Source organism: Lactobacillus sp. W8093 (assembly GCF_016100925.1).
Lineage (GTDB): Bacteria > Bacillota > Bacilli > Lactobacillales > Lactobacillaceae > Lactobacillus > Lactobacillus helsingborgensis.
In genome coordinates this window covers 27,861-54,657 of sequence record NZ_JACFRL010000008.1, presented here as the reverse complement: position 1 = coordinate 54,657, position 26,797 = coordinate 27,861, and the positions used below count along the sequence as shown (strand labels likewise).

The following is a 26,797-nucleotide window of genomic DNA, read 5'->3' as shown; positions in this document are numbered from 1 at the left end:
TTTTATTACCAAAAATAAGGTAGACTTTCATAATTGAGAGGTGCGAAAATGACAGAAGATAATGAACAAAAATTAATTAATCGTATTAATGAACTCTATCATAAGAAAAAAAGCAGTGATTTGACTGCTGCAGAAGAAGACGAAAGAAAAAAATTACATCAGGAATTTATTAAAAATTTCAGAGCTGGTTTTAAACAAGATGTTGAGAATTTGGTCATTATTGATAAAAATGGCAAGGAAATAACATCTGAAAAAGCCAAAAAAGCACAACGTCAGAAAGGTTTAAGAAAAGATTAACTTTGACCTTTAATTTTACTTAATTTTTAGGTAAGATATACCTATTGGACAAATTGAGGTGATTTTTTATGAAATTGGGTTTAGCTATTTTTTTAATTGTTATAGCACTTTTATTAGGCCTAGTCGGTGGTTTTTATGGTGCAAGAGCATATATGAAAAAATACTTTAAGGATAATCCGCCAATTAGTGAAGATATGATTGTTGCTATGATGTCACAAATGGGACAAAAACCTTCAGCCAAGAAGGTTAACCAAGTGATGAACATGATGAAGCACCAAAAATAAAAATTTGCTAAATTGAAATAAAGGCGGAGCGTATGTCTCCGTTTTTTTATTGTTAATGTTCAGGTGAAACATGGGAATATTTTTTAAACTAGGTTGGTTTTTTAAAAAGGAAAAAAAGCGTTACCTTATCGGTGTCACATTTTTGGCACTTACTTCTATTGTAAATTTAGTGCCACCTCGGATTTTGGGTTTGATGGCGGATCAATTAGACCGTGGTCATATTAGTTGGGAGCAATACGGACTGCTTATTTTAGCAATTATCTTTGCCGCACTTTTACTTTATGGCTTCCGCTATTTTTGGCGTAAGCAAATTTGGGGCGGTGCTGCAGAGTTGGAGCTGCAAATGCGGTCTAAATTGTTTAGTCATTTTATGGCAATGGATCGCACGTTTTATCAGCGTCACCGGACTGGCGACTTAATGGCTCATGCCACTAACGATGTTTCCGCAATTCAGGAAGTTGCAGGAGAAGGCGTTTTAACGCTAGTTGACTCGCTTATTATGAGTGTTTCCACCATGGTTGCCATGATTGCTTTTGTTGACTGGCGCTTAACCATTGTGGCTTTACTGCCTTTACCATTCTTAGCTTGGGGTGCTTGGAAATTAGGTGATCGTCTGCACGATGCTTTTGATAAATCTCAAGCTGCTTTCTCCAAGCTGAATAACAAAACGCAAGAATCTGTTTCTGGCATCAAGGTACTTAAAACTTTTGGGCAAGGCAAGGAAGACACGGAAGCCTTTGACCAGATGATTGATGAAACCATTAATATTAATAAAAAAGTATTTAAATGGGATTCACTGTTTGACCCTCTGGGAACTTTACTTATTGGGCTAACATACACAATAACTATTATTTATGGTGGCTTGCTAGTTTTAAATAAAGTATTGACAATCGGGCAACTGGTTTCATTTATCGCATATATCGGCAACATGGTTTGGCCAATGTTTGCAATTGGCTACCTTTTTAATATCTTGGAACGCGGGAGCGCCAGTTATGACAGAGTTGAAAAACTGCTAAATGAAAAATCAGAAATTACGGATAAATACGCAGACCAGAGCCTCTCAGCCAAAGATATTGCCGGCAATTTGGAATATCACGTTAAATCTTTTGCCTATCCTGATGAACCAACAGTACCAGTATTAAAAAACGTTAATTTTACTTTGCATACAGGACAAACTTTAGGACTGGTAGGAAAAGTTGGTGCTGGAAAAACTACCATTATTCAATTACTACTGCGAGAATTTGACAAATATGACGGTGAAATTACTTTAAATGGTCATGACATCAGAGAAATTCCTCTTAATATATTATTGCGTCAAATTTCTTATGTACCGCAGGATAATTACCTCTTTTCGACTAGTATCCAAAAAAATATCGCCTTTTCTAAAGCTGACAGCGATGAGAGTGCCATTGTATCTGCAGCTAAGAAAAGTGATTTGCACAATGATATTTTACAAATGCCAGGTGGCTACAATACTTTAGTTGGTGAAAACGGTGTTTCATTATCTGGAGGACAAAAGCAACGGATGTCAATTGCCCGCGCGCTTCTTAAGCAAAGTCAAATTCTGGTTTTGGATGACGCTTTATCAGCGGTTGATGCCAGAACTGAAATGGCAATATTAAAATCTTTAAGAAAAGAGCGCCAAGGTAAGACGACATTGATTGCAACGCATAGGTTGACTTCTGTAATGAATGCGGATTTAATCTTGGTTCTCAAAGATGGTCAAATTGTTGAACGTGGCACACACGATGATTTATTGGAACTGAACGGATGGTACGCTGATATGTGGCAAAGACAGGAATTAGAAGACAAGGTGGGTGAATAAATATGGATGATGAAAAATCTTTCCAGTCTGTTTGGTCTCAGGAAATTCCGGTAAAAGAACAACTTAGCATATTTAGACGACTTCTGCGTTTTGTCTTGCATTTTAAAAATGAAATGATAATCGCGGGCATTGGTGCTCTCCTTGTAAGTATTATTAATGTGCTATTGCCTTACGGTTTACAGTATTTTCTTGATAACTTCTTGGTTAAAACTGATGTAACAACACAGGTCATTTTATTTGCAGGTTTTCTTTACGCCTTCGGTTCAGTAATTAAAGGTATCTTGCAATTTACTTATGAATATTTTTTTGCTTTAGGTTCTGAAAAATCACTTGAAGGCTTGCGTGCTGAATTATACAAAAAGTTGCACACACTAGGGATGCGCTATTTTGACCAAACTCCAGCAGGTTCAATTGTTTCAAGAGTGACAAATGATACCATGACTTTGAGTAATTTCCTGACCGTTTTGTCAAGTGTGGTCATGTCATTCTTCTCTATCATTTCCGCCATGGTGGCAATGTTTTCAACAAATGTGACAGCCGGCTTTATAGTATTGGCATTTTTACCACTGCTCTTAGTGATTATCTGGCAATATTCGAAAAGAAGTTCAAAACTTTATCGTAGTTATCGTGAAAGACTGAGTCGTATCAATACTAACTTAAACGAGTCGATTGAGGGCGTCTCCTTAATTCAGCAGTTTAAGCAGGAAGATCGCATGACTAATAATTTTGAAAATGAAAACCATGCTTTAATGAAAACCAGGTTTGATATGATCAACCTTAATTCGCTCTTGCTTTCACCGTTAACTAGTTTGCTTTATTCCCTTGCTTTAGCACTGACCCTAATGTACTTTGGTTTTCCTTTGAGAGAAACGTTTGTACCAGCAGGTGTGGTTTATGCCTTTTCACAATATATTTCGCAATTCTTTAATCCAATTGCAAATATGATGGATCAAATGACCTTCTTCCAAGACGGAATTGTTGCCGGTAAAAGAATTTTTCGTATTTTGGACAATACTGATTATGAACCCCAACAGAATGCTGAAGCGGGTTTGACAATTAACCAGGGTAAGATTGAGTTCAAACATGTAAGTTTTTCTTATGATGGCAAGAACGAAATACTACATGATATCTCATTCACTGTTAATCCAGGCGAAACGTTAGGAATTGTGGGACACACCGGTTCCGGAAAAAGTTCTATTATCAACGTGATGATGCGCTTTTATGAATTTTATAAAGGCGAGGTCTTGATAGACGGAGTTGACATTAAGAAATATCCTAAAGAGGAATTACGTAAAAAATTAGGCTTAGTTTTACAGGAACCTTTTATGTTTTACGGTGATATTAATTCGAATATTCGCTTGTACAACAAAAATATTACTGATGAGCAGATAAAAGCAGCGGCCGAAACAGTTCAAGCTGATATTTTTATCGAAAACCTCCCGGGTAAATATCATGCTAAAGTTGGTGAAGGTGGTAGTGAATTCAGTCAGGGTCAAAGACAGTTAATTTCTTTTGCCAGAACTTTAGTAACCGATCCTAAAATTTTAGTTTTGGATGAAGCTACTGCAAATGTTGATACCGAAACGGAGACATTAATTCAACAAGGACTGAAACGCCTGCGTAAGGGTCGTACCACTTTAGCTATTGCACACAGGCTTTCAACGATTGTTGACGCAGACCAGATTATTGTTTTAAATGACGGTAAAATTGTTGAAAGAGGTAATCACGAAAAACTTCTTTCACAAAAAGGTTATTATTATAATTTATACACCTTGCAAAATAGCCAAAAGTGAAAAAAAGCACAAAGATAAAACTTTGTGCTTTTTTATGATAGCTATTGACAGCGTTTACATTATAGAGTAAATTTATCATGTTAGCAGTAGCTAAATTATGATTTTTTAAGAAGGGAATTACAATGGAATATCATAAAATTAATCAAACTGATCTTGATAACTTAAGAAAATTCATTTCTGACCCAGAGAGATTTATTACCAAACCAACCACACACTGGGATCATGATCAATTTGGGACTGTAAAAGCCATGCCTGATTTGGTTATTCAACCAGTAACTAACGAAGAAGTTATGCATGTAGTTAAATATGCCAATGACAATAAAATACCTTTAGTTCCAAGAGGTAATTCAACTGGCTTAATGGGTGCCAACTTAGCAGTCGATGGCGGAATTTCACTTGACATGATTAAAATGAACAAGGTTTTGGAATATGATCCAGAAAGCTTGACCATGACTGTGCAAGCAGGTTTACGCTTAAAGGACCTTGATGAATACCTTGCAGATAAACCGTTTATGTACATGCCGGCACCTGCTATGCACTGGGCTACTATTGGCGGCAATGTTTCAACCAATGCTGGTGGACTTAAAGCTATCAAGTATGGAGTTACTAGAGAACATATCCGTGAAATCAAAGTAGTTTTGACTAATGGTAAATTGTATAAATTTGGCTCTAAAGCAGTTAAATCTTCATCTGGCTATTCGTTACGTGACCTGATTATTGGTTCAGAAGGTACTTTAGGCGTTGTCACAGAGGTAACAATTCGTCTTTACCCAAGACCGCACAAGTCAATTAATGCTATTATTCCATTTCCAACTTTAAATGATGCAATTAGATCTGTACCAGCAATTTTGAAGTCAGGTGTGGTACCAACTACAGTTGAATTTATGGGACGTAAAGTTGTTAAATTATGGGAAACTTACGCAAAAGATGAATTTCCAATTAAGCATGGTGATGGTTTTATCATTATCGGCTTAGACTCCTTCACAGAAAATGAATGGCGTGAAGAATTGAATGAAACTTTGGAAGCTGTCAAACCATTTAAAGCAGAAAAAGCAATTGTTTTAAGTGCTGACTCAGAAGAAGCTAAGAAGATTTGGAAATGCCGTGAAGAATTGCTACTTGCTATTCAGAATTCAACACCAAAGATGGATGAAATTGATGTTTGTGTTCCAATTAACCATATTCCAGTAGTTTTGGATCGGATTGAAGAATTAGAAAAGCAACTAAATATTCGTATTCCAAACTTTGGTCATGCTGGAGACGGCAACCTGCACATTTACCTCTGCTCAGATGATATGACAGATGAAGAATATGCTAAAACGAGTGACAAAGTTATTTCTGAGCTATATAAAACTGCTAAATCTCTTGATGGTAATATGTCTGGTGAACACGGAATTGGTTATGCTAGAGCAAACTACTATGAAGACTTTTACGGTAAGGATTATACTGACTTACTGCGTAAGGTTAAGAGATTATTTGATCCAAACTACATTGTTAACCCAGGTAAGATTTTTAAACCGTAAGTTTTAAAAGTAGAAACTGAAATATAAATGCAAAATAAAAAAGCTGATAAATGTTTATCAGCTTTTTTTTATTTAGCCAGCATATATTTTCGAGTCATCGGTAAGTTTTTACCAGAAGGACCCTTAGTTAGCAAATACTGTACTACATCAATATTGCCTGATTCAAAAGAAGCGGCGCAAGCTTGCAAGTACAAATCCCACATACGGGTAAAACGCTCACCCATATTTTTCTGAATTTCGTCTCGTTTGCTGTTAAAATTACTGTCCCAAATTTCCAAGGTTTTCTGATAATGTCTTCTAAGCATTTCCAGATCGTCTATCTGCATGCCATTTTCAACTATGTGGTTAACATTTTCGGTCAAACCAGGCACATAACCACCCGGGAATATATACTTATTGATCCAGGCATTTTTGGCTCCACCTTGTTGACGAGTAATGCCATGAATAAGAGCAATTCCGTCCTTCTTGAGGTACTTGGCTACATCAGCAAAATATTTTCCTAAATTTTCTTTACCAACATGTTCAAACATTCCCACAGATGTAATGTAGTCCCACTGCTGGTTTCCCAGTTCACGGTAATCTTCCAGTTTTACTTCGGCAACATCTTGTAAATTTTGATCGTAAATTTTCTTCTGGACTAATTTGTACTGTTCTTCACTGAGTGTGACACCAGTTACTTTTAAGCCATATTCTTTAGCGGCAATTAGCATTAAAGTGCCCCAGCCACAGCCTATATCGAGTAAAGTTTTCCCTTTTTCAGGATGTAGTTTATTCAAGATATGATGAATTTTTGCTAACTGTGCAGCTTCTAAATCTTCGTTTCCGTCTTCAAAATAAGCACATGAATAAGTTAATGTAGGATCAAGCCATAACTTGTAAAAATCATTACCAATATCATAATGGCTTTGAACATCCTTTTCACTTTGTTCCTCAGTGTGTTTTTCTTTTGGTAGGAACTTGCGGAATTTACTTGAGCGCATAAAACTATCAGCACTCTCATAAGCACCACAAATTAATTTTTGCAAACTGCCTTTGATCTCAATTTTTTTATCCATGTATGCTTCGCCTAGAGCAAGGGAAGCATTTTTAGAAATAGCACTAGTCGGTATCTTTTCATTGAAAATAATCTCTATATCTGGAGTACCATTTCCGTAAACTTCACTTTTACCATCCCAGTAAGTTACCTTAACAGGAAAGGGAAAAGATTTGCTTAACATAGTCCTATAAAAAGTTTTTTCCAACAATTTTAAATTCCTCCGTCTAGATTTTCTACAATAATATTCTAACACTCGTTTTGAAAAAAAGACTTGGAGATTGTGTACTATAATTTTTATCTGGGTAAATAGTGAAAATTGGGATTTTGTTCGTGATCGATTTTATCCCAGGCTTTTTTCAACTTATTGTCAAGCATTGCTTCATTTTCATGAGTTAATTTTATTTTACGATCAACCATAAATGGCTCACCAAAACATACTTCTAAAGGTTGCCGCTTTAATAAACCGGTAAATGTTAGAGGTCCTTGATAAACTACGGGTACAATCGGCTTATTTGACAGCTTAGAAATTGCAATTGTTCCGCCTTTCATTTCAGAAGAATGCCTGGTGCCAGAGGGGAAAATGATTAATGAATAATTGCCGTTTCTTAAGCCTTTAATAGGCGTTTTGAGAGCTGATGGACCGGGATGGTCACGGTCAACCGGAAAAGCATGGGCATGCTTTAAAATAAATCTTAATATTGGATTTTTGAACAATTCTATTTTTGCCATGAACATAAACTCTTTCGGGCTGGCTGCTAAGGCAAAGAGAATTGGTTCCCACCACGTGCGGTGTGGGGCAGCCAAAATATAATTGCCGTCAGGAATTCTCTCTTTGTGGTTAACATGTAAATGTCCGTTTAATAGCCAGACTATGAGTCTTGCTACCGGACGAATGAAATGATAAAACATAATTTCCTCCAATTGATGTAAAATATTATAGCAAAGCTGCGAGAGAGGATAAATCTTTATGGAAAAATTATTGAAAAATGAACGAATTGATTATATGTATAGCGATAACCTGAGAATTATTCAGAATAACACTTCTTTTAGTTTTTCTTTAGATACCTTGCTTTTAGCTGCTGCTGCTAAAGACGCTATTAAAGATAATTCTAAAGTTGCTGATTTATGTGCTGGTAATTGTGCCGCGACAATGTACATGGCATACTTTAATCGTGCTCATTATGATGCTGTTGAAATCCAAAAAGAGGTTGTTTCACAAGCTCGGCGTTCCATAGCCCTAAATCAAATGGAGAACAGAATTCAGGTTTTCCAAAAAAACGTTAAAGATGCTCCAGACTTTTTGCGTAAAGATTCCTATGATGTGATCGTTGTTAATCCGCCTTATTTTAAAGTAGCACAAAATCACAAGGTTAATCCTGATCCAGCTAAAGCTATTGCTCGTCATGAATTGTTAATAAATTTAGAAGAAATAATCACGGTGGCAAGCGGACTGCTCAAAATGAAAGGTAAAATGTTTATGGTGCATCGACCTGAGCGATTAAATGAAATTGCGTATTTTTGTCTTAAGCATGATCTGAGTATTAAAGTCGTACAGCCCTATGTTTCTCATCGCGGCGAAGACAGCAATCTGATTATTATTGAGGCCGTTAAGCATACCGGTAGTGATGGCTTGGTGCTTAAAGATGCAATTGAGGTTCACGACAAGCAAGGAAATTATCTTCCAGCAATTCAACATATCATCCGCGAAACAGATAGCGATAAAGCAGAACGAGGAAAAGATAAAACTTATTATTTTTATGTACTGCTCTGTCATGATGGCAGCTTTTATGGGGGCTTTACCGATGATTTGGCAAAAAGGCTTAAAGCTCATAATACCGGCAAAGGAGCAAAATATACTAAATCAAGAAGACCCGTGAAAATGATTTACCACGAAGAATTTCAGGACAAGAAATTGGCTCTTAAAAGAGAATATTGGTTTAAACATCATTCGCGACAGTGGAAAGAGCAATTTTTAAGAGAGCATAAAGTTGACTTTTAGTCTTGCATCTTTAGCCATAATCTAGTATTATTTTATCGTATGCCATGTTGCATATATGTAAAAAACATCAAGAGCAATCAGTATTTTGGTGCCACACAATGGTGAAATACTGAGATGACCGCTTGAGAAGAATAAAACCGTAGGAGGAAGTTAATATGTCAGTAGTTTCTATGAAGCAATTACTTGAAGCTGGTGTTCATTTTGGACATCAAACTAGAAGATGGGATCCTAAGATGGCTCCTTATATTTTCACGCAAAGAAATGGAATTTATATCATTGATTTGCAAAAAACCATTAAAATGTTAGATGATGCTTATTCATTTGTTAGAGCCGTTGCTCAAAATGGTGGCGTTATCCTATTTGTTGGTACTAAGAAGCAAGCTCAAGATTCAATTGCTGAAGAAGCTACTCGTGCTGGTCAATACTACGTTAACCAACGCTGGTTAGGTGGTACATTGACTAACTGGAAGACTATCCAGAGCCGAGTACAAAGATTAAAAGATTTAAAGAAGATGTCAGAAGACGGCACATTTGATGTATTGCCAAAGAAGGAAGCTTCTCTTTTGACTAAAGAAAAGGATAAATTAGAAAGATTTTTAGGCGGTATTGAAGATATGCCTAGAATTCCTGATGTTTTATTCGTAGTTGATCCAAAGAAGGAAAAGATTGCTGTTCACGAGGCCAACATTCTTGGAATTCCTGTAGTAGCTATGGTTGATACTAATACTGATCCAGATCCAGTTGACGTAGTTATTCCTGCAAATGACGATGCTATTCGTGCTATTCGTTTAATTTCAGGTGCTATGGCTGATGCTGTTATCGAAGGTAAGCAAGGTCAAGATGATGACAGTGCTGAAGCAGAGATGGCTAAAGGTGCAGAAGATAAAAATGCTGAAGCTGAAAATGATGCTGAAAAAGCAGTTGAAGCTGAAGAAACTTCTGAATCAGATGAAGACTAGTCTTAGTTAATAATAAGTTTTTATTTGGAAGGATAAATAATGGCAAATATTACTGCTAAACAAGTAAAAGAATTGCGTGACCGTACCGGTGCCGGAATGATGGATTCCAAAAAGGCTTTGGTTAAAGCTGACGGCGATATTGAAAAAGCAATTGACATTTTAAGAGAAAATGGTGTTGCAAAAGCTGCTAAGAAGAGTGGTCGTATTGCCGCTGAAGGTCTAGCTGAATATGCTTTTGAAGGAAATAATGCTGTTGTAGTCGAAATCAATTCTGAAACTGATTTTGTTTCTTCAAATGATAAATTTATCAAATTAGTTGATGATGTGACTAAGGCGATTTTAGCAGCTAAACCAGCTAACGTTGAGGAAGCATTAAAATCTCCAATGGGCAATTCCACAATTGGTGAAGAAATTACTAACCTTACTGCCGTTATTGGTGAAAAAATCACTTTAAGAAGATTTGATTTGATTACCAAAAACGATGATGAAGTTTTCGGTGCTTATAAGCACAACGGCGGTGCAATTGTTGCTGTTGTTACTTTAAAAGGTAACAGTGAAGAAGCTGCCAAGAACATTGCTATGCACGTTGCAGCAATCAATCCAGAATATCTTGATAAGGACTCTGTGCCAAAGGCTGATTTTGACCGTCAAAAGGCTGTTTTCACTAAAGAAACAGAAAATGAAGGTAAGCCAGCAAATATTATTCCTAAGATTGTTGAAGGTAGAGTAAACAAGTACCTTAGCGAAATATGCTTAGTTGATCAACCATACGTTAAAGATGGTGACATGACTGTTGCTGAATACGCTAAGTCTGAAGGTTGCGAAGTTGTTGGCTACAAGCGTTACGAAGTTGGCGAAGGTATCGAAAAGAAGCAAGAAGACTTTGCTGCTGAAGTAAAAGAACAAATGAAATAATATTTGATAATTCTTTATAAAAAACCTTATCCATTAGGATAAGGTTTTTTGTCGTTTATGAGATTTACACCAAATTAAATTGAAACAGTGTTAACCTAGTGGTAGGAATGTGTCAGCAGGAATAAGATATAGTTAAAGTAAATTTGAGGATTACTATGAGAAAATTAACTGATTTTGATTATATGCTATCTTCATATATTAATGAAGAAGATAAATTAGAACAATTAAGATTACCTTTTACAAAAACTTTCACGATAGAATATATCAAAAATAATATGAAAATCGATAATTTTGTTGTTGGTAAGAAAAATAAAAACAGTTTTTGTTATAGGCTTGAATTTGAATTGGACAAACTAGGAAGTATGAAGGGCTCAAATTCAAAAAAATTTGGCATTTATTATAGCCAACAAAAACAAGATTACGTTGTTACAAAAGCCTGGCAAAGAAATAATGTAAATCAGTCTTTTACTGATTTGAAAGCCGCAATTGTCAAAATTATTGACTTAGGCAAAAAAGATAATACGAGTAAAGAAATTGATGCTATTCCACTTTCAGATATATTCAAGTATAAAATATTATCTGTTTATTATCCTTATAAATACTTAAATATTTTTGCAAAGGAACCACTGACATACTTTTTATCACAGTTTTATCAGACAAAAGATTTAAAAAATATGTCAATTTATGAGTTGCAAAAAATGTTAATTGATATGAAAAGAAAGGATAAAGCGCTTAAAAACTGGTCTAATATTGAATATGGTAATTATCTTTATTTTCTTTTTCCCAATGCTAAGAAATTAAATAGTTCTGATTATCCTAATAGGCTAAAACACCAATCTTATGATATTGAAACTCCACAAATCCCTGAAGATAAAGAATATTCATATAAAGAAATATATAATAATCCAATAATAATCACCGAAAGTATTACTCATTTTTTGGACTCTAGTAAAAAAAAGAGACATCAGGAGCATAATAAAGCAAAAATTGATTATGTAACTAAAGAGCAAAAAAACATCAAGCTAGGTATGATTGGAGAAGAAATTGTTTTTAATAGTGAGGTTAAAAGGCTGAAAGATTTCAATAATCTAAATGTGGAATGGGAATCTAAAGTTGATGATTCATTGGGATATGATATTTTATCTTATGAGCTAGATGGTACTCCAAGATATATAGAAGTAAAAACAACAAAAGGAAATAGGAGCAATAGTTTTAGTTTTTATATCTCTCACAATGAACTTGAAAAATCAAAGGTCTTAAAAAATTATTGGATTTACCAAGTATTCTTTTCGGTAGGACAGCAGCCAGTAATTTCTCTCATTGAAGATCCTTTTAATGCAAAAGACATTAAAATGACAGCTCTTAATTACCTGGTTAATGTTCAGGTAAAAAGAGAAGATTGATTCAAGTCAAGATTTTTTAATGTTAAGTTAAAGTAAAAGTGATTTAATTAGAATTAAGCTTTTCAAATTTCCTTTATATTATTAAAACTATCATCTATTCTGTAATTAAGATTATTTTAAGGACGGTGAAAACTTATGGGATTTTGGGTAATGCTAATTTCATTAGCAGTCGGGGCATTTTTAATATATTTGTGTTTTGCCAAAAACACGTCTCAATCAGTTAAGGTCACGCTTTTTTTAACTGGTTTAATCTTAATTGCCGGGGCAATTTTTCTATCTACTCCGCAAGGCGCAGCATTTGTAATGGAAATTACTTAATTAGATAGAAGCATTTTAAAAAATATTTATGGCACTAATCAGTGCCTTTTTATTTTGTTTTGTAAATAGTTTTTAGTATTAGCCCAGAAAACATGTAAAAAATATGCTGATGCAAAAGATAATAGCCACGTTAATAACCAGGTCGCCCAAAAGCTGCAAAAAGGATGGAGAATGGCATAATGTTTGATATTTAAGCCATACCAAATAATTTGGTCCCAAAAGACATTTGATAAATAAGCTCGGTAGGCGTAAGCGGCTAAAAAGTGAAAAACCTGTAGACTAATTTTTGAATTTTTTCTGACTTGATACAAGCAAAAAGACGAAATTAAGGCAATGACTGCTAAGCAATAAAAAGTCATTGACGGTTTATAATATGGTGCATTAGCAAAAAGTACCGGGTGACCAAAATTTTGTAATTCAAAGTTAGTCCAAAAAAAGCATCCGCCAAAGGCAATCAATATTAGCCACCAAAATCTTTGCAAAAGCGTATTAACATAATCTCGCAGTTGCCAAGCGAGTACACCATATACCGCATAAATAAAAAATGATATAAAAAGACGATCAAGAAGGTACCAACTTCTTTTTTGCTGGCCATGAAAAACAAAATAATCATAGAATCTAAGCCAAACAAAATAGAAGATAAAAGTTATGATTGCTACAGTGATGCCTCGTTTGACATCTTTACCAATAAAGCGGCTAAGGGCCCAGAAAAAAGGCATTAAAATGATAAATTGCAACATCATGGTGTTGTACCATAAATGAGGTGCAGCGTTGCCACTAACAAAGTGCCAACAAAATGACCAGAAGTTGGTAAACTTATTTACTGGTTGTAACCACGGCATTCCTAGTAAGTAAATTAAAGTCCACCATATAGTTGGAACAAAAAGATTTGACCAATTTGAGCGCAGGTATTTTTGATAAGAAAATCTGCCAGTTAGATCACAAGTGCGGATAGTGGAATAAAGTATGCCAAAAATAAATGCTGGTGCTGTATATTTAACTAAGTTATACATGATGCCAAAAATGTCCTGGGTATAGTAAGATTGCCCTTCAGCCATAATTAGAGACATTATTGGTTGAGTCATGACTGCTATGCAAGCAAACACTTTAAGATAATCACCAATATCAGCTTTTTTATAAGCTGGATAGGGGTATTTTTTCATTTACTCAGATCCTTATTTAATACTAAGTCTTGCATTTATTATTTTAAAAAATATGATAGAAGTAAAGAAGCTTATTCAATTATTTTTTGATAATCTCATTTTCAAAATTAGGGGGGTTGGAATTTATACTTTTTTAAAATATAATTTTTATTGCTGCTGCAAAAATGCATTGAGCTTTTTAGATAAGGAATTACAAGGGATATATGAGAAATTATTTAACTGTTGATATTGGTGGTACCGAAATCAAATTTGCTGTCTTAAACTCTGCTGGTAATATTATAAAAAAGAGTAAGATACCAACTAAGCAAAACAAAGAACAATTTTTAAGCGATGTAGATCAAATTGTAAAAAACCACATAGATGAAGTAAAAGGCATAGCTTTTTGTTCCCCGGGCAAGATTGAAAATACCAAGATTAGATTTGGTGGTTCACTACCTTTTTTAGATGGGATTGATTTTGCGGAAATCTATGGCAGGAAATTCCACATTCCTGTAGCGGTGATTAATGATGGCAAGGCCAGCGTTTTGGCTGAAAATTGGCTCGGAAGTTTGAAAGATGAGACTAACTGTGCCGCTATCACTTTAGGAACAGGTGTTGGCGGCGGTATAATAATTAACGGACATCTTTTGCGCGGTACGCATTATCAGGCTGGAGAATTAAGTTTTATGATTAGCAACCTTTCTCTTCCTAAAGATATGCAAGGAGCGCTTGGAGTTAATGGCTCGGCAGTCAAATTTGTTAAAGCCGTTAATCAAAAAGTTAATTATCAAGATGAAAATGATGGTCTACATGCCTTTGAAGTTATAAAAGAAGGCGTTCCGGAAGCTGTTGCAATTTTCCATGATTATTGTTTTAAAATTGCCGTTCTGATCCTTAATATGCAAACTGTGGTTGATATTAATAAAGTAGCTATTGGTGGCGGAATTAGCGCTCAGCCGCTTTTAATCAATGGTATCAATAAAGCGTATGACAAATTAGTAAACGAATATAATCCTATAATTGGCAGTACATTGACTAAGCCAAGCATTGTTTCTGCTCATTTTAGAAATGAATCAAATTTGTACGGTTCTCTTTATAATTTACTGCTACAAATTAATAGAGAGAATAAATATTAATATTTCTCTTTTATTAAAAATTAATCCTGAAGTTAAATCACCTCAGGATTTTTTACTATTCTTTCATGATTTAGCAAAAGCCTTTTTTAAGAAATCTCTCTCTTTTATTTCTAAGTCCACATTTGCAGTCTTTATATGGTAGAATAACTAAAGTTAATAGAGGAGGTTGTCATGACTAAAGTTAAATATAAGCGAGTAGTTTTGAAAATTTCTGGTGAAGCTTTAGCTGGAGATGAAGGAACTGGCATTAGTCCTACTGTAATTGGGCATCTGGCAAAAGAAATCAAGTCGGTGCATGATTTAGGCGTTGACATCGGTATCGTATGCGGAGGCGGTAACATGTGGCGCGGAGAGACTGGTGCCAAACTAGGTATGGAACGCTCACAAGCAGATTATATGGGTATGCTTGCCACAATAATGAATGGTTTAGCCCTTCAAGATGGTCTTGAACATATTGGTGTTCCTACTAGATTACAAACTTCTATTGAAATGAGACAGATTGCTGAGCCATACATTAGAAGAAAAGCTATTCGTCACTTGGAAAAAGGACGAGTGGTGATTATGGGTGGAGGTACAGGAAACCCATATTTCTCAACTGATACTACAGCAGCTTTAAGAGCAGCTGAAATCGGGGCAGATGTAATTTTAATGGCCAAGAATGGAGTTGATGGAGTCTACTCTGCTGATCCAAAGATTGACCCTAATGCTAAAAAGTACAGCGAACTTTCCCAATTAGATATTATCTCTAAAAACTTAAAAGTCATGGATAGAACCGCCAGCTCACTTTCAATGGATACAAACATACCGCTTATTGTTTTCAATGTTAATACTGAAGGCAATATTAAGAAGGTTGTCATGGGTGAGAATATCGGCACAATGATTGGAGGAGAAAAAAATAATGAATAATGATGCAATCAAAAAAGCTCAGGAAAACATGAAAAAGTCGATTACCGTCTTTGAGAAAAACCTGAGCTCTATTAGAGCCGGTGTAGCTAATGCTGCCTTGCTTGAAGGTGTTAAAGTCGACTATTATGGTGCACCGACACCGTTAACTCAAATGTCTAGTGTGACTATTCCTGAACCAAGGGTTTTACTAATTACACCCTATGATCAAAATAGTCTTGATAATATTGAACATGCTCTGTTAGCATCTAACCTAGGTTTAACACCAGCAAATGATGGCAAAGTCATTAGGTTGGTAATTCCACAATTGACTGGTGAAAGACGCCAAGAAATTGCTAAAGAAGTAAATAAATTGGCTGAAGAAGGCAAGATAGCTATTAGAAATGTTCGTCGTGATGCAATGACTAGCTTGAAAAAACAGCAAAAAGACGATGAAATAACTGAAGACGAGCAACGTAATCTAGAAAAGCAAGTACAAAAGGTTACTGATGATGCAACCAAAAAGATTGACAAGCTTGCAGAGGAAAAACGTAAGGAAATTACTCAAGGCTGATTAGATGGCAGAAAAAAAGAATCAATTGAACCATTTGGCTATCATTATGGATGGCAATGGTCGCTGGGCTACTAGGCAAGGCAAGAAACGCATTGCAGGTCATTATGAGGGCATGAATAATGTTAAAAGAATTACTTTGGCAGCTAATGAACTGGGAATAAAGGTTTTATCTTTATACGCATTTTCCACTGAAAATTGGGCCAGGCCGAAAGAAGAAGTAGCTTATCTCATGAATTTACCTGTACGTTTTTTTGATAAATTTATGCCTACATTGATGAAGGAAAATGTCAAAGTCAACATTATGGGTTATTTGAATGAATTGCCATCTAAAACTTATGATGTTGTGCAAAGAGCGATGGCTGAAACTGCTAATAACAGCGGACTTGTTTTAAACTTTGCGTTTAATTACGGCTCAAGAAGAGAAATTACGACGGCTGTTAAAGAGCTAGCTACTTTAGTTGCGACAGGTTCAATTTCTGCTGCTGATATTGATGAAAAAATGATTTCTCAAAGATTAATGACAGCAAGTCTCGGGCAATATAGTGATCCAGATTTGCTCATTAGAACCTCGGGTGAACAAAGAATTTCCAATTTCATGCTTTGGCAATTGGCATATTCTGAGTTAGCTTTTAGCGAGAAAAATTGGCCGGATTTTACCAAGGAAGATTTGGTAAAATTGGTTGAGGACTTTCAAAACCGTCATCGCCGTTTTGGTAAAGTTGATGAATCAGATAGTTAGGTAATTTTATGAAACAACGTGTGATCACAGCAGTAATTGCTTTAATATTATTTATTCCTATTGTCGTTATGGGCGGGCTCTGGATGGACTGGCTCACTGTTGCTTTTGCAGCCGTAGGAATTAGTGAATTCTTTTTAATGAAAAAGCAAATATTAGTTTCAGTAAACTTTTTATTAGCTTTATTAGCGACAATAACCTGGGCAGTACCTGATAGTTTTATTAACTCACTGCCATTTCATTGGACTAAATACGGCATCTATTTTGCTCTCATCATGTTGATGCTGACTTGGACAGTTTTAACCAAGAATAATACTTCGTTTGATGACGTAGCTGTTTATACGTTAGGCTCACTATATGTTGGTACGGGTTTTCATTACATGGCAGGCATCAGAAATGCCAATAATGGACTTGCGCTACTTTGCTACGTTTTTGTAGTTGTTTGGTTGACTGATACCGGTGCTTACATGATTGGACGTAAAATAGGTAAACACAAGCTATGGCCTGTTATTAGTCCCAACAAAACTTGGGAAGGATCAATCGGAGGTACAGTTTGTGCCGTAATTTGTGCCGCAATTTATGTTTACTTTGTTGACTTGCACCATCCACAAGTTGAAATGATAATTTTTGCATTTGTTTTGTCAATTGTAGGACAAATGGGCGATTTAGTTGAGTCCGCCTATAAACGCTATTATGGTGTTAAAGACTCTGGCAAAATCTTGCCTGGTCACGGTGGTATTTTGGATCGCTTCGATAGTATGCTATTTGTTTTACCCGTATTTGCAGCTTTACTAGGAATCATACACTAGGAGGGTTCTTGTGAAAGGTATACTTATCTTTTTAGTTGTATTTGGAATATTGGTCTTTGTACATGAATTTGGGCATTTTATTGTCGCAAAGAAATGCGGTATTTTAGTGCGTGAATTTTCTATCGGCATGGGTCCTAAACTTTTTCAAGTTCGACGCAATCCTACTACATATACCATCCGCTGGCTTCCTTTAGGAGGTTATGTGCGTTTGGCAAGTAAAGATGATGACACAACTTTAGCTCCCGGTATGAGAGTAGTTTTGCAACTTAATCAGCAAAAAGAAGTAGTTAGAATTGATGCATCCGAATCAGATGTACCTATTGCTGGCATTCCTTTGCAAATTACTAAAGTTGATCTGGTAGATGCACTATTAATTTCCGGATATGAAAATGGTGAAGAAGATAAGCTGGTCACTTATCATGTTAACCATGATGCCACCATTATTGACCAATCTAAAACGGAATTGATTATTGCACCCAGAGATACACAATTCCAAGAAGCAAATGTTTGGCAAAAACTGGCAACCAATGTTGCTGGTCCCTTAATGAATATTATTTTGGGATTTGTAGTTTTTCTGATTTGGACTTTTACAGTGCCAGGTCCAGCAACTACTACAATTGCGGAAGTTTTGCCCAATTCACCGGCTGCAAATGCCCAAATTGAACCCGGTTCACAAATAAAGGCAGTTAATGGTCATAAAATAAATTCTTTTGCCCAAGTTTCTACAGCAATCAATAACAGCAAAGGGAAAAAAGTGACCGTTACGTTCACTAAAGATGCACAAAAAAAGACGGTATCCTTAAAGCCAAATCCTGTTGAAGATCAAGGACAAAAAGTTTATCAAATTGGTATTGGAGCCAAAGGTGATGAAAGAATAGGAGCAAAGTTTAAGCGTGGCTGGGATACAGCGGTTTCGACTACTGGTCTGATTTTTCAGGCAGTTGGAGGGCTTTTTAGACATTTTAGTTTAAATAAACTCTCCGGACCAGTAGGAATTTATTCACAGACTTCGCAAGTGTCACAAATGGGCTTTACCTATATTCTGGCTTTCTTAGCTATGATTTCAATTAACTTGGGCATTGTCAATTTAATTCCAATACCAGGTCTTGACGGCGGCAAGTTTTTACTGAACATTATAGAAATTTTCAGAGGTAAACCAATTTCTGAAAATCACGAAGCAATGGTTGAATTAATTGGCTTCGGCTTATTACTTATTTTAATTATTGCAGTTACGGGTAACGACATCTATCGCTACTTTATTAAATAAAAATATTAGTTTGGGAGAGAAATTTAATGCGACAATCTAAATTATTTATGCCGACTTTAAAAGAAGCACCAGCAGATGCTGTAGCTGAAAGTCATAAACTTATGCTCCGGGGCGGCTATGTTCGTCAGGTTACAGCTGGAGTCTATGCTTATTTGCCTTTAGGCTACAGAGTACTAAGTAAAGCCGAGCAAATAATGCGGGAAGAAATGGCAAAGATTAATGTGCCCGAAATGGCAATGCCAAATTTATTACCCGCTACCCTATGGGAAGAATCAGGCAGATGGCAAAAGTATGGTCCGGAAATGTTTAAATTGAAGGACAGACATGGTCGTCAAAGCCTGCTTGGGCCAACCCATGAAGAAACATTTACTGATATTGTTGCTAAAGATTTAAAAAGCTATAAGCAAATGCCTATTGCTCTTTTCCAAATTCAATCTAAATTTAGAGATGAAAATAGACCCCGTTTTGGTTTATTAAGATCGCGTGAATTTATCATGCTTGATGCTTACAGTTTTGCTGCTACTAAAGAACAGCTTGATCAGCAATTTGATGATGAGAAAAAAGCATTTACGGCCGCTTTTGAGCGTTGCGGCTTAAAGGTTACTCCTGTAATAGCCGATTCCGGCACTATGGGAGGCAAGAACTCAACTGAATTCCAGGCTCCCGCAGCAATTGGTGAGGATACTATTGCGACCAACGAAACTGGTACCTATTCAGCCAATTTGGAAATGGCATGCAGTATTGACACGTTCAAGCAAGAAAAAGAGGAACCGGGTCAATTAGCAGAAGTTGCAACTCCTGAACAAGAGAGTATCGCAGACTTGGTTAAATTTTTAAATATTCCAGCAACTAGAATTGTTAAGAGTGTGCTTTATGTTGCTAATGAAAAAGAAAACATCCTAGTCTTGATTCGTGGTGATAAAGAGGTCAATGAAGTAAAATTAAAGCATTTACTTGATGTTGACTCACTTAGAATTGCTACTGATGAAGAATTAGCAAACATAACTGGCGTTGGTAAAGGCAGCGTTGGTCCACTTAAAGCTGATTGGGCTGATAAAGTAGTAGCAGATAATACTGTTAAAAATCTATATAATGTTGTTGTAGGCGCAAATAAATTTGGTTACCAAATTAAAAATGTGAATTTAAACCGCGATTTTACTCCAGACCTATTCGGAGATATTCGTGTTGCTAATGAAGGTGAACCAGATCCAATTGATCATTTACCATTAAAATTCACAACTACTATTGAAGTAGGACACATTTTTAAACTGGGAACCTATTACACTAAAGCTATGGGCGCTAACTTTTTGGATCAAAATGGCAAATCGCAACCAGTTATTATGGGTTCATATGGGATAGGCGTTACCAGAGTTTTGTCTGCTGTTATTGAACAACATTTGACCCCAAATGGTATTGCTTGGCCAAAAGAAATTGCTCCATTTGATTTGCATATTGTGCAAATGAAAATGAAAGATGATGATCAAACTTCTTTAGCTCAAAAACTTGAAGAAAAATATAGTGCTAAGTATGATGTATTATATGATGATCGCAATGAACGAGCAGGCGTCAAATTTGCTGATGCTGATTTACTAGGTGCTCCAGTGAGAGTAACGGTTGGTAAAAAAGCCAGTGAAGGAGTAGTCGAGGTTAAAAAGCCTACTGAAGATAAAGCTACAGAAATGACATTGTCCGAATTGGACGATTTTATTAATAAAGAGTTAAGGTAATTTTCGTGACTGATAAAAATAAACTATTTTTAAGGTTATTGCAGCAGATAAAGTTTCCGCAAGAATTTGCAGATAATGATTTACTGCAAAAAGGCGAAATTGAGAACGTGGATGTTTACGCTAAAGAACACAGGTGGGATATCCATGTTCTTTTTACTACACCGTTAAAATTTGAAACTTATAATGCTTTAAATAAGGCAATAACAGCCAATTTTTCCTCATTTGTCAATACTCATTTATTTGTGCGTTCTCAAGATGGCTCAGATGACTACTTAACTGATTACTGGCAGTTTGCTGTACAAAACTCTAACGCATTGCAACAGGTAGCGCGTGAATTTATTTCAAGTCATAAACCAGAAAAAGAAAATGGTCGCTGGGTCATTCCTGTTGACAATCTAATTGTTGACGGCTTGTTGGAACAAGGAATGCTTGACCAATTAGCTGAAGAAATGAGAAATTTTGGCTTTTTTAACTTAAAATTTGTGACAAAAGTAGACGAGGAGAATTCACAAAATAATTTAGCCAGTTTGCAAAAATTGCAGCAGCAGCATGAACAGAATATGCAGGAAAAATATGATGCTGCACCACCTCAGGAAAAACCAGCTCCTACTTCTTTTCCAACCAAAAAGACCCGTTACGGTAATCGTAAGCTAGATGAAAGTATACCTGTTTCTCAAATAAAAGAAGTTACTGACGGAAGTAGAAATGTAGTTATTGAAGGCAATATTTTTAACATTTCCAGTCGTGAACTTAAAACTGGCTCACTACTTTTTACTGGAGAAATAACAGATTATACTGACTCAATTTCATTTAAAAAATTTATTTCTGATGATGAGCAGATCCAAAGTATGCGTGATGTGAAGCCAGGAACATGGGCCAAAATGCAGGGTTCTGCGTCACAAGACCAGTATAGCCATGATATTGTATTTAACATTTCGTCATTTGAAGTGGTAAAGCATATTGGTAGGACTGAAAAATTTCAGGGTGATGAAAAAAGAGTCGAGTTGCACTTACATACAAATATGAGCCAACTTGATGCTACGAATACTGCAACGGATTTTGTTTTAGCAGCTAAAAAGTTTGGCCAAAAAGCAATAGCAATAACAGATCATGCGGACGTGCAAGCTTTTCCGGAAGCATATAATGCCGGCAAAAAAAATGGCGTAAAAATAATTTACGGCCTAGAAGCAAATATGATTGATGATCACGCTTTGTTGGTTATTAATCCAGCTTCGATGACATACAAAGATCGTGAATTTGTTATTTTTGACGTTGAGACCACTGGGCTTTCATCTGTTTACGATACAATTATTGAAATCGGCGCCGTAAAAATGAAAAACGGAGAAGTGTTAGAAAGGTTTGATAAGTTTATCAATCCGCATCACCCGTTAAGCGAACAAACTATTAATCTGACTTCAATTACTGATGAAATGGTAGGAGCAGCTGATGATGAAGCTGTAGTAATTAAGCAATTTCAGGATTTCTATGGCGATCGTCCTCTTTGCGGGCATAATGTCCAGTTTGACGTGGGCTTTGTTAACGCGGCCTTGAGACGAGCCCATCTAGCAGAAATTACCCAGCCCGTGGTTGATACGTTGGAAGTATCACGTTTGCTTCATCCGGAACAGACAAGACATACATTAGATTCCCTTGCTAAAAAGTATAATGTTGTCCTTGAGCATCACCACAGAGCTAATCAAGATGCAGAAGCAACAGGCTATTTAATGTTTAAGCTTTTAGATGCTTTTAACAAAAAATACCATGAAGATGATTTAGGCAAAATGAATGATTATGCTGCTCATGGTCAAGTGTTTAAGAGGGCACGTCCACAGCATATGACTATTCTGGCTAAAAATCAGGCTGGTTTAAAGAATATGTACCGTTTAGTTTCAATTGCCAGTACCAAAGATTTTTACCGCATTCCGCGCACACCTAAATCTGATTTGGTAAAAAATCACGATGGTCTGCTCTATGGTTCTGGTTGCTCAGAAGGCGATGTTTTCGTGGCAATGATGCAGAAAGGTTATGATGAAGCCCGGAAAAAAGCCCGTTTTTACGATTATTTAGAAATACAGCCACCAGCTAATTATTCTATTATGATTGAAGATCATTTAATTGCCGATGAAAAAGAGCTGGAAGAAATTTTAACTAATATCTATAAACTCGGAAAAGAACTGAATAAACCCGTTGTTGCCACTGGGGATGCACACTATGTTGAAGAACACGATGCTATTTACCGGACAATCTTAATTTCGGCTCAACGCAGCAATCCAGATCGTAACAAAAAGCAACCTGATATGCATTTCTATACCACGCAGGAAATGCTTGACGCGTTTAGTTTTTTAGGTGAAGAAGCGGCAAAAGAAATTGTCATCACTAATCCTAATAAAATTGCGGCGTCTATTGAAGAAATTTCACCGATAAAAGATGGACTTTACCCACCGCACATTGATAATGCTGATGAAGAAATGAAGCATTTGACATACGATAAAGCACATGAACTATATGGTGATCCTTTGCCTAAAATTGTGCAAGACCGGCTTGATATGGAACTTAATTCCATTATTTCCAATGGCTACGCTGTCATTTATTTAATTTCACAGCGGTTGGTAGCTAAATCAAATAAAGATGGTTACTTGGTTGGTTCGCGGGGTTCTGTCGGTTCCAGTTTGGTTGCGACAATGTCTGGTATTACTGAGGTCAATCCATTACCACCACATTATCGTTGTCCGCAATGTCAGTATTCCCAATTTTTTGAAAATGGTGAATATGGGTCAGGTTATGACTTGCCTGATAAAAAATGTCCTGATTGTGGCGCAAAGTTGGTTAAAGACGGTCAAGATATTCCGTTTGCTACATTTTTAGGCTTTCATGGTGATAAGGTTCCTGATATTGATTTGAATTTCTCTGGTGACTATCAACCGGTGGCTCATAACTTTATTCGCGTAATGTTTGGTCCGGCAAACTCGTATCGTGCTGGCACAATAGCTACAGTAGCCGATAAAACGGCCTATGGTTATGCCAAGCATTATGATGAGGAGAAAGAATTAAATTTGCGTGGAGCTGAATTAGACCGACTTGCAGCTGGTGTCAGCGGTGTCAAACGCACCACTGGACAACATCCGGCTGGTATTGTTGTAGTTCCAGATGATATGGATATCTATGATTTTACGCCTGTTCAGTATCCTGCAGATGATGTTAATGCTGCATGGCTAACAACACACTTTGACTTTCATTCAATCCATGATAACATTCTAAAATTTGATATTTTAGGTCATGATGATCCTACTATGATTAGAATGTTGCAAGATCTTTCTGGGGTTGACCCGTTAACTATCCCACCTGATGATCCGGGAGTGATGTCACTTTTTTCTAGTCCTAAAATTCTCGGCGTAACGCCAGAACAAATTCAGTCAGAAACTGGAACATTAGGTGTGCCGGAATTTGGTACTAGATTTGTCCGGGGCATGCTGGAAGAAACTAAGCCAACTACTTTTTCAGAATTACTGCAGATTTCTGGACTATCACATGGTACTGATGTTTGGCTGGGAAATGCTGAAGAATTAGTCAATAATGGTACTTGCAAACTGAAGGATGTTATTGGTTGTAGGGACAATATCATGATGGACTTAATTCACTGGGGTGTTAAACCCGAAGTAGCTTTTTCCACAATGGAATCGGTACGTCATGGTCGCGGAATTAGTGACGATGACATGGCTGTTTTGAAGCAAAATGATAAAATACCTGATTGGTATATTCCGTCATGTCTGAAAATTAAATATATGTTTCCTAAGGCACACGCTACTGCCTACATTTTAATGGCTTTAAGAATTGCCTGGTTTAAAGTTTATTATCCTGAAATTTATTACACAGCTTATTTTTCAGTTCGGGCTGACTTGTTCGACTTGGTGGCTATGAGTCATGGTAAAAATACTGTTAAAAAGGCAATGGCTGATATTCAAAATCAGGGTAATGATGCTTCAGCAAAAGATAAAAGTTTACTCACAGTTCTTGAGATTGCGAACGAGTGCCTAGAGCGCGGAATTAAAATTAAAATGGTTGATATTAATCAGTCTGAAGCCACTAATTTTAAAATAATTGATCAGCATACAATTTTGGCACCGTTCAATGCCGTCCCTGGATTAGGCAATAATGCTGCAAAACAAATAGTTGCTGCCAGAACTGAGCAAAAGTTCTTGTCAAAAGAAGACCTGGCAAACCGGGGCAAGGTATCTCAAACAATTATGGATTACTTGGAAGAAAATGAAGTATTGGCAGGAATGCCGGAACAAAATCAGCTTTCACTCTTTTAAGTTTTGCAGTAATAATATAAATGTGATATACTTTGATAAAGAAGTTCGAATAGATAATTCGGAGTGAGCAGTTCTGCTCACTCTTTTTATTACGGAGGAAAGTACTTGGCGAAAGTTAAAGATTTTGTTCTTGATGAGATAAGACCAATTATTGCAAAGCGCAATGATGAACTTGTGGATACTGAATACGTTAATGAAAAAGGTAAAAACTATTTAAGAATTTACGTTGACCGTGAGAATGGCATTGATATGGATGAAATTGCAGCCTTAAGTGAATTAATTTCAGCTAAACTCGACCAGCTGCAACCAGATCCTTTTCCAGATCCATACGTATTGGAATTATCATCTCCTGGTATTGAAAGACCAATAAAAACTGCAGCTGATTGGAAAAAGGCTCTAAATCAATATGTTCATGTCAATCTTTACCAGAAAGTTGAAAAACAAAAAGAATATGAGGGAACTTTAAAGTCATTCACTGACAGCGAAATCGAACTTATTGTTAAAGTTAAAACTAGGAAAAAAGTTTTATCGCTTCCCCGTAAATTAATTGCGAATATTAGATTTGCAATTGAGTTTTAGAAAGGTTGATTAAAATTTATGTCTAAAGAAATGCTTGAGGCGTTTGCTACTTTAGAAAAGACAAAAGGTATCAAACAGGATGTGATTGTTGAGGCCATCAAAGCAGCGCTAGTAGCGGCATATAAGAAAAATTATAATCAAGCTACTAATGTGATAGTTGAGTTTGATGAGCGCAGAGGCGACTTTAAGTTAATGACCGAAAAAACTGTCGTTGAAGAAGTTCATGATGAACGATTGGAGATTAGTTTAAAGGATGCTTTAACCATCAATAGGGCTTATGAACTTGGTGATAAAATTAGATTCGAAGTCGCACCTAAAAACTTTGGCCGGATAGCTGCACAGACTGCTAAACAAGTTATCATGCAACATTTGCGAGAAGCTGAAAGAAATCATATCATTGATGAATATTCTCAATATGAAGACGAATTAATTACAGGTACTGTTGAAAGACGTGATAATCGTTTCGTTTATGTTAAAATTGGTAATGTTGAAGCAGTAATGCCTCGAAATGATCAAATGCCCGGTGAAGTTTATAATCCTCAAGATCAAATTCGTGTATTGGTAACTCACGTTGGTTCTGATTCTAAGGGTGCGCAAATTACGGTTTCACGGACTGCACCGGATATGGTCAAGAGACTGTTTGAACAAGAAGTGCCTGAGATATATGATGGCACGGTTGAAATAGTTTCGATTGCTCGTGAAGCTGGAGACAGAACTAAAATTGCGGTAAAATCTAATGACCCTAATATTGATCCTGTCGGTACCTGTGTTGGTCAAAGAGGTGCGCGGGTACAAAATGTTGTGAACGAACTTGACGGTGAAAATATTGATGTAGTCAAATATGAAGATGATCCGTCTGACTATATTGCCAATGCTCTTAATCCTGCGGAAGTAATTGCTGTGCAATTTGGAGATGAAGATGATGAAAAGAGTGCTTTAGTCATTGTTCCTGATTATCAATTATCGCTGGCAATTGGCAAAAAAGGTCAAAATGTTCGTTTGGCAGCTAGATTAACTGGTTATAAAATTGATATCAGACCAGAGTCTGAAGTAGAATTTGTTGATGAAAGCAGTGCCCAAGCAGAAGAGGAGAACAAAGAAGCTGAAAATTCTACCACTGATGATACTGTTTCACCTGAAGTACAAGATGATGCTGTAGATGATGAAAATACTAATGAAGAATTAACATCTGAAGAAGCAGAAGTTCCGGATGAACATGAAGAAGCCACAGATGAGGAAACAGTAGATTCTACTGAAGATTAGCATAAGAGGTGAGCTTT

23 protein-coding genes are annotated in these 26,797 nt (G+C 36.2%); 20 read left to right on the top strand and 3 right to left on the bottom strand.

The window, feature by feature from the left end; genetic code table 11:
- Positions 1–48: 48 nt before the first annotated feature.
- The 5 genes from H3T47_RS06710 to H3T47_RS06690 all read left to right on the top strand — a co-directional run bounded on the left by H3T47_RS06710 (position 49) and on the right by H3T47_RS06690 (position 5,722).
- Positions 49–297 (top strand): DUF896 domain-containing protein, encoded by a 249-nt coding sequence (locus H3T47_RS06710; RefSeq protein WP_199282957.1) that lies wholly within the window; start codon positions 49–51, stop codon positions 295–297.
- 68 nt (positions 298–365) lie between these two features.
- Complete coding sequence (locus tag H3T47_RS06705) at positions 366–581, top strand: YneF family protein (protein ID WP_038523011.1); 216 nt, start codon at positions 366–368, stop codon at positions 579–581.
- 70 nt (positions 582–651) lie between these two features.
- Positions 652–2,406: an ABC transporter ATP-binding protein gene (locus tag H3T47_RS06700; protein ID WP_199282956.1), complete on the top strand. Its 1,755-nt coding sequence runs from the start codon at positions 652–654 to the stop codon at positions 2,404–2,406.
- 2 nt (positions 2,407–2,408) lie between these two features.
- Positions 2,409–4,199 carry an ABC transporter ATP-binding protein gene (locus tag H3T47_RS06695; protein ID WP_199282955.1) on the top strand — a complete coding sequence of 597 codons (1,791 nt, stop codon included), beginning with the start codon at positions 2,409–2,411 and terminating at the stop codon, positions 4,197–4,199.
- Positions 4,200–4,321: 122 nt separating this feature from the next.
- Complete coding sequence (locus H3T47_RS06690; RefSeq protein ID WP_038523003.1) at positions 4,322–5,722, top strand: FAD-binding oxidoreductase; 1,401 nt, start codon at positions 4,322–4,324, stop codon at positions 5,720–5,722.
- Between the two features lie 68 nt (positions 5,723–5,790).
- Here H3T47_RS06690 and H3T47_RS06685 read toward each other — a convergent pair whose 3' ends face one another.
- Together H3T47_RS06685 and H3T47_RS06680 are read right to left on the bottom strand one after the other, a co-directional pair.
- Complete coding sequence (locus H3T47_RS06685) at positions 5,791–6,966, bottom strand: cyclopropane-fatty-acyl-phospholipid synthase family protein (RefSeq protein ID WP_199282954.1); 1,176 nt, start codon at positions 6,964–6,966, stop codon at positions 5,791–5,793.
- Between the two features lie 86 nt (positions 6,967–7,052).
- The gene (locus tag H3T47_RS06680) at positions 7,053–7,667 is read right to left on the bottom strand and encodes a 1-acyl-sn-glycerol-3-phosphate acyltransferase (RefSeq protein WP_199282953.1); all 615 of its coding nucleotides are present in this window, start codon (positions 7,665–7,667) and stop codon (positions 7,053–7,055) included.
- A 58-nt stretch (positions 7,668–7,725) separates the two neighbouring features.
- Between H3T47_RS06680 and H3T47_RS06675 the strand changes: the two genes are divergently transcribed.
- The 5 genes from H3T47_RS06675 (at position 7,726) to H3T47_RS06655 (ending at position 12,352) form a co-directional block, all read left to right on the top strand.
- Positions 7,726–8,757: a GIY-YIG nuclease family protein gene (locus H3T47_RS06675; protein WP_199282952.1), complete on the top strand. Its 1,032-nt coding sequence runs from the start codon at positions 7,726–7,728 to the stop codon at positions 8,755–8,757.
- Positions 8,758–8,912: 155 nt separating this feature from the next.
- Positions 8,913–9,716, top strand: coding sequence for a 30S ribosomal protein S2 (gene rpsB / locus H3T47_RS06670; RefSeq protein WP_038522991.1), 804 nt, complete (start codon positions 8,913–8,915; stop codon positions 9,714–9,716).
- Between the two features lie 39 nt (positions 9,717–9,755).
- Positions 9,756–10,631, top strand: a complete 876-nt coding sequence (gene tsf / locus H3T47_RS06665) for a translation elongation factor Ts (protein ID WP_046327234.1) — start codon at positions 9,756–9,758, stop codon at positions 10,629–10,631.
- A gap of 155 nt (positions 10,632–10,786) precedes the next feature.
- A complete protein-coding gene (locus H3T47_RS06660; RefSeq protein ID WP_199282951.1) occupies positions 10,787–12,034 on the top strand; it encodes a DUF3883 domain-containing protein in 1,248 nt (415 codons plus the stop codon).
- 135 nt (positions 12,035–12,169) lie between these two features.
- Positions 12,170–12,352 carry a hypothetical protein gene (locus tag H3T47_RS06655; protein WP_109918483.1) on the top strand — a complete coding sequence of 61 codons (183 nt, stop codon included), beginning with the start codon at positions 12,170–12,172 and terminating at the stop codon, positions 12,350–12,352.
- 38 nt (positions 12,353–12,390) lie between these two features.
- Here H3T47_RS06655 and H3T47_RS06650 read toward each other — a convergent pair whose 3' ends face one another.
- Positions 12,391–13,515, bottom strand: coding sequence for an acyltransferase (locus H3T47_RS06650; protein ID WP_199282950.1), 1,125 nt, complete (start codon positions 13,513–13,515; stop codon positions 12,391–12,393).
- Positions 13,516–13,718: 203 nt separating this feature from the next.
- Here H3T47_RS06650 and H3T47_RS06645 point away from each other — a divergent pair, with 203 nt between their 5' ends.
- The 10 genes from H3T47_RS06645 (at position 13,719) to nusA (ending at position 26,780) form a co-directional block, all read left to right on the top strand.
- Positions 13,719–14,630, top strand: a complete 912-nt coding sequence (locus H3T47_RS06645) for an ROK family protein (RefSeq protein WP_199282949.1) — start codon at positions 13,719–13,721, stop codon at positions 14,628–14,630.
- A 171-nt stretch (positions 14,631–14,801) separates the two neighbouring features.
- Complete coding sequence (pyrH, locus tag H3T47_RS06640) at positions 14,802–15,536, top strand: UMP kinase (RefSeq protein ID WP_038522975.1); 735 nt, start codon at positions 14,802–14,804, stop codon at positions 15,534–15,536.
- Complete coding sequence (gene frr, locus H3T47_RS06635) at positions 15,529–16,086, top strand: ribosome recycling factor (RefSeq protein WP_038522972.1); 558 nt, start codon at positions 15,529–15,531, stop codon at positions 16,084–16,086. Before pyrH ends, frr begins: the two co-directional genes overlap by 8 nt.
- Before the next feature lie 4 nt (positions 16,087–16,090).
- Complete coding sequence (locus tag H3T47_RS06630; protein WP_038522970.1) at positions 16,091–16,825, top strand: isoprenyl transferase; 735 nt, start codon at positions 16,091–16,093, stop codon at positions 16,823–16,825.
- 8 nt (positions 16,826–16,833) lie between these two features.
- Positions 16,834–17,631 (top strand): phosphatidate cytidylyltransferase, encoded by a 798-nt coding sequence (locus H3T47_RS06625; RefSeq protein WP_038522967.1) that lies wholly within the window; start codon positions 16,834–16,836, stop codon positions 17,629–17,631.
- A gap of 10 nt (positions 17,632–17,641) precedes the next feature.
- Positions 17,642–18,898 carry an RIP metalloprotease RseP gene (gene rseP / locus H3T47_RS06620; RefSeq protein WP_199282948.1) on the top strand — a complete coding sequence of 419 codons (1,257 nt, stop codon included), beginning with the start codon at positions 17,642–17,644 and terminating at the stop codon, positions 18,896–18,898.
- Positions 18,899–18,924: 26 nt separating this feature from the next.
- Entirely contained in the window at positions 18,925–20,625 is a 1,701-nt protein-coding gene (locus tag H3T47_RS06615; RefSeq protein ID WP_199282947.1) for a proline--tRNA ligase, read from the top strand.
- A 5-nt stretch (positions 20,626–20,630) separates the two neighbouring features.
- Complete coding sequence (locus tag H3T47_RS06610) at positions 20,631–24,938, top strand: PolC-type DNA polymerase III (RefSeq protein WP_199282946.1); 4,308 nt, start codon at positions 20,631–20,633, stop codon at positions 24,936–24,938.
- Positions 24,939–25,043: 105 nt separating this feature from the next.
- Positions 25,044–25,517 carry a ribosome maturation factor RimP gene (gene rimP / locus H3T47_RS06605; protein ID WP_199282945.1) on the top strand — a complete coding sequence of 158 codons (474 nt, stop codon included), beginning with the start codon at positions 25,044–25,046 and terminating at the stop codon, positions 25,515–25,517.
- Positions 25,518–25,535: 18 nt separating this feature from the next.
- Complete coding sequence (nusA, locus tag H3T47_RS06600; protein ID WP_199282944.1) at positions 25,536–26,780, top strand: transcription termination factor NusA; 1,245 nt, start codon at positions 25,536–25,538, stop codon at positions 26,778–26,780.
- Positions 26,781–26,797 lie beyond the last annotated feature (17 nt).

Excerpts from the sequence above, each read along its gene's own strand:
- H3T47_RS06710 (WP_199282957.1), top strand. The coding sequence starts at position 49 with ATGACAGAAGATAATGAACAAAAATTAATTAATCGTATTAATGAACTC.
- H3T47_RS06705 (WP_038523011.1), top strand. The coding sequence starts at position 366 with ATGAAATTGGGTTTAGCTATTTTTTTAATTGTTATAGCACTTTTATTA.
- H3T47_RS06700 (WP_199282956.1), top strand. The coding sequence starts at position 652 with ATGGGAATATTTTTTAAACTAGGTTGGTTTTTTAAAAAGGAAAAAAAG.
- H3T47_RS06695 (WP_199282955.1), top strand. The coding sequence starts at position 2,409 with ATGGATGATGAAAAATCTTTCCAGTCTGTTTGGTCTCAGGAAATTCCG.
- H3T47_RS06690 (WP_038523003.1), top strand. The coding sequence starts at position 4,322 with ATGGAATATCATAAAATTAATCAAACTGATCTTGATAACTTAAGAAAA.
- H3T47_RS06680 (WP_199282953.1), bottom strand. The coding sequence starts at position 7,667 with ATGTTTTATCATTTCATTCGTCCGGTAGCAAGACTCATAGTCTGGCTA.
- H3T47_RS06675 (WP_199282952.1), top strand. The coding sequence starts at position 7,726 with ATGGAAAAATTATTGAAAAATGAACGAATTGATTATATGTATAGCGAT.
- rpsB (WP_038522991.1), top strand. The coding sequence starts at position 8,913 with ATGTCAGTAGTTTCTATGAAGCAATTACTTGAAGCTGGTGTTCATTTT.
- tsf (WP_046327234.1), top strand. The coding sequence starts at position 9,756 with ATGGCAAATATTACTGCTAAACAAGTAAAAGAATTGCGTGACCGTACC.
- H3T47_RS06660 (WP_199282951.1), top strand. The coding sequence starts at position 10,787 with ATGAGAAAATTAACTGATTTTGATTATATGCTATCTTCATATATTAAT.
- H3T47_RS06655 (WP_109918483.1), top strand. The coding sequence starts at position 12,170 with ATGGGATTTTGGGTAATGCTAATTTCATTAGCAGTCGGGGCATTTTTA.
- H3T47_RS06650 (WP_199282950.1), bottom strand. The coding sequence starts at position 13,515 with ATGAAAAAATACCCCTATCCAGCTTATAAAAAAGCTGATATTGGTGAT.
- H3T47_RS06645 (WP_199282949.1), top strand. The coding sequence starts at position 13,719 with ATGAGAAATTATTTAACTGTTGATATTGGTGGTACCGAAATCAAATTT.
- pyrH (WP_038522975.1), top strand. The coding sequence starts at position 14,802 with ATGACTAAAGTTAAATATAAGCGAGTAGTTTTGAAAATTTCTGGTGAA.
- frr (WP_038522972.1), top strand. The coding sequence starts at position 15,529 with ATGAATAATGATGCAATCAAAAAAGCTCAGGAAAACATGAAAAAGTCG.
- H3T47_RS06630 (WP_038522970.1), top strand. The coding sequence starts at position 16,091 with ATGGCAGAAAAAAAGAATCAATTGAACCATTTGGCTATCATTATGGAT.
- H3T47_RS06625 (WP_038522967.1), top strand. The coding sequence starts at position 16,834 with ATGAAACAACGTGTGATCACAGCAGTAATTGCTTTAATATTATTTATT.
- H3T47_RS06615 (WP_199282947.1), top strand. The coding sequence starts at position 18,925 with ATGCGACAATCTAAATTATTTATGCCGACTTTAAAAGAAGCACCAGCA.
- nusA (WP_199282944.1), top strand. The coding sequence starts at position 25,536 with ATGTCTAAAGAAATGCTTGAGGCGTTTGCTACTTTAGAAAAGACAAAA.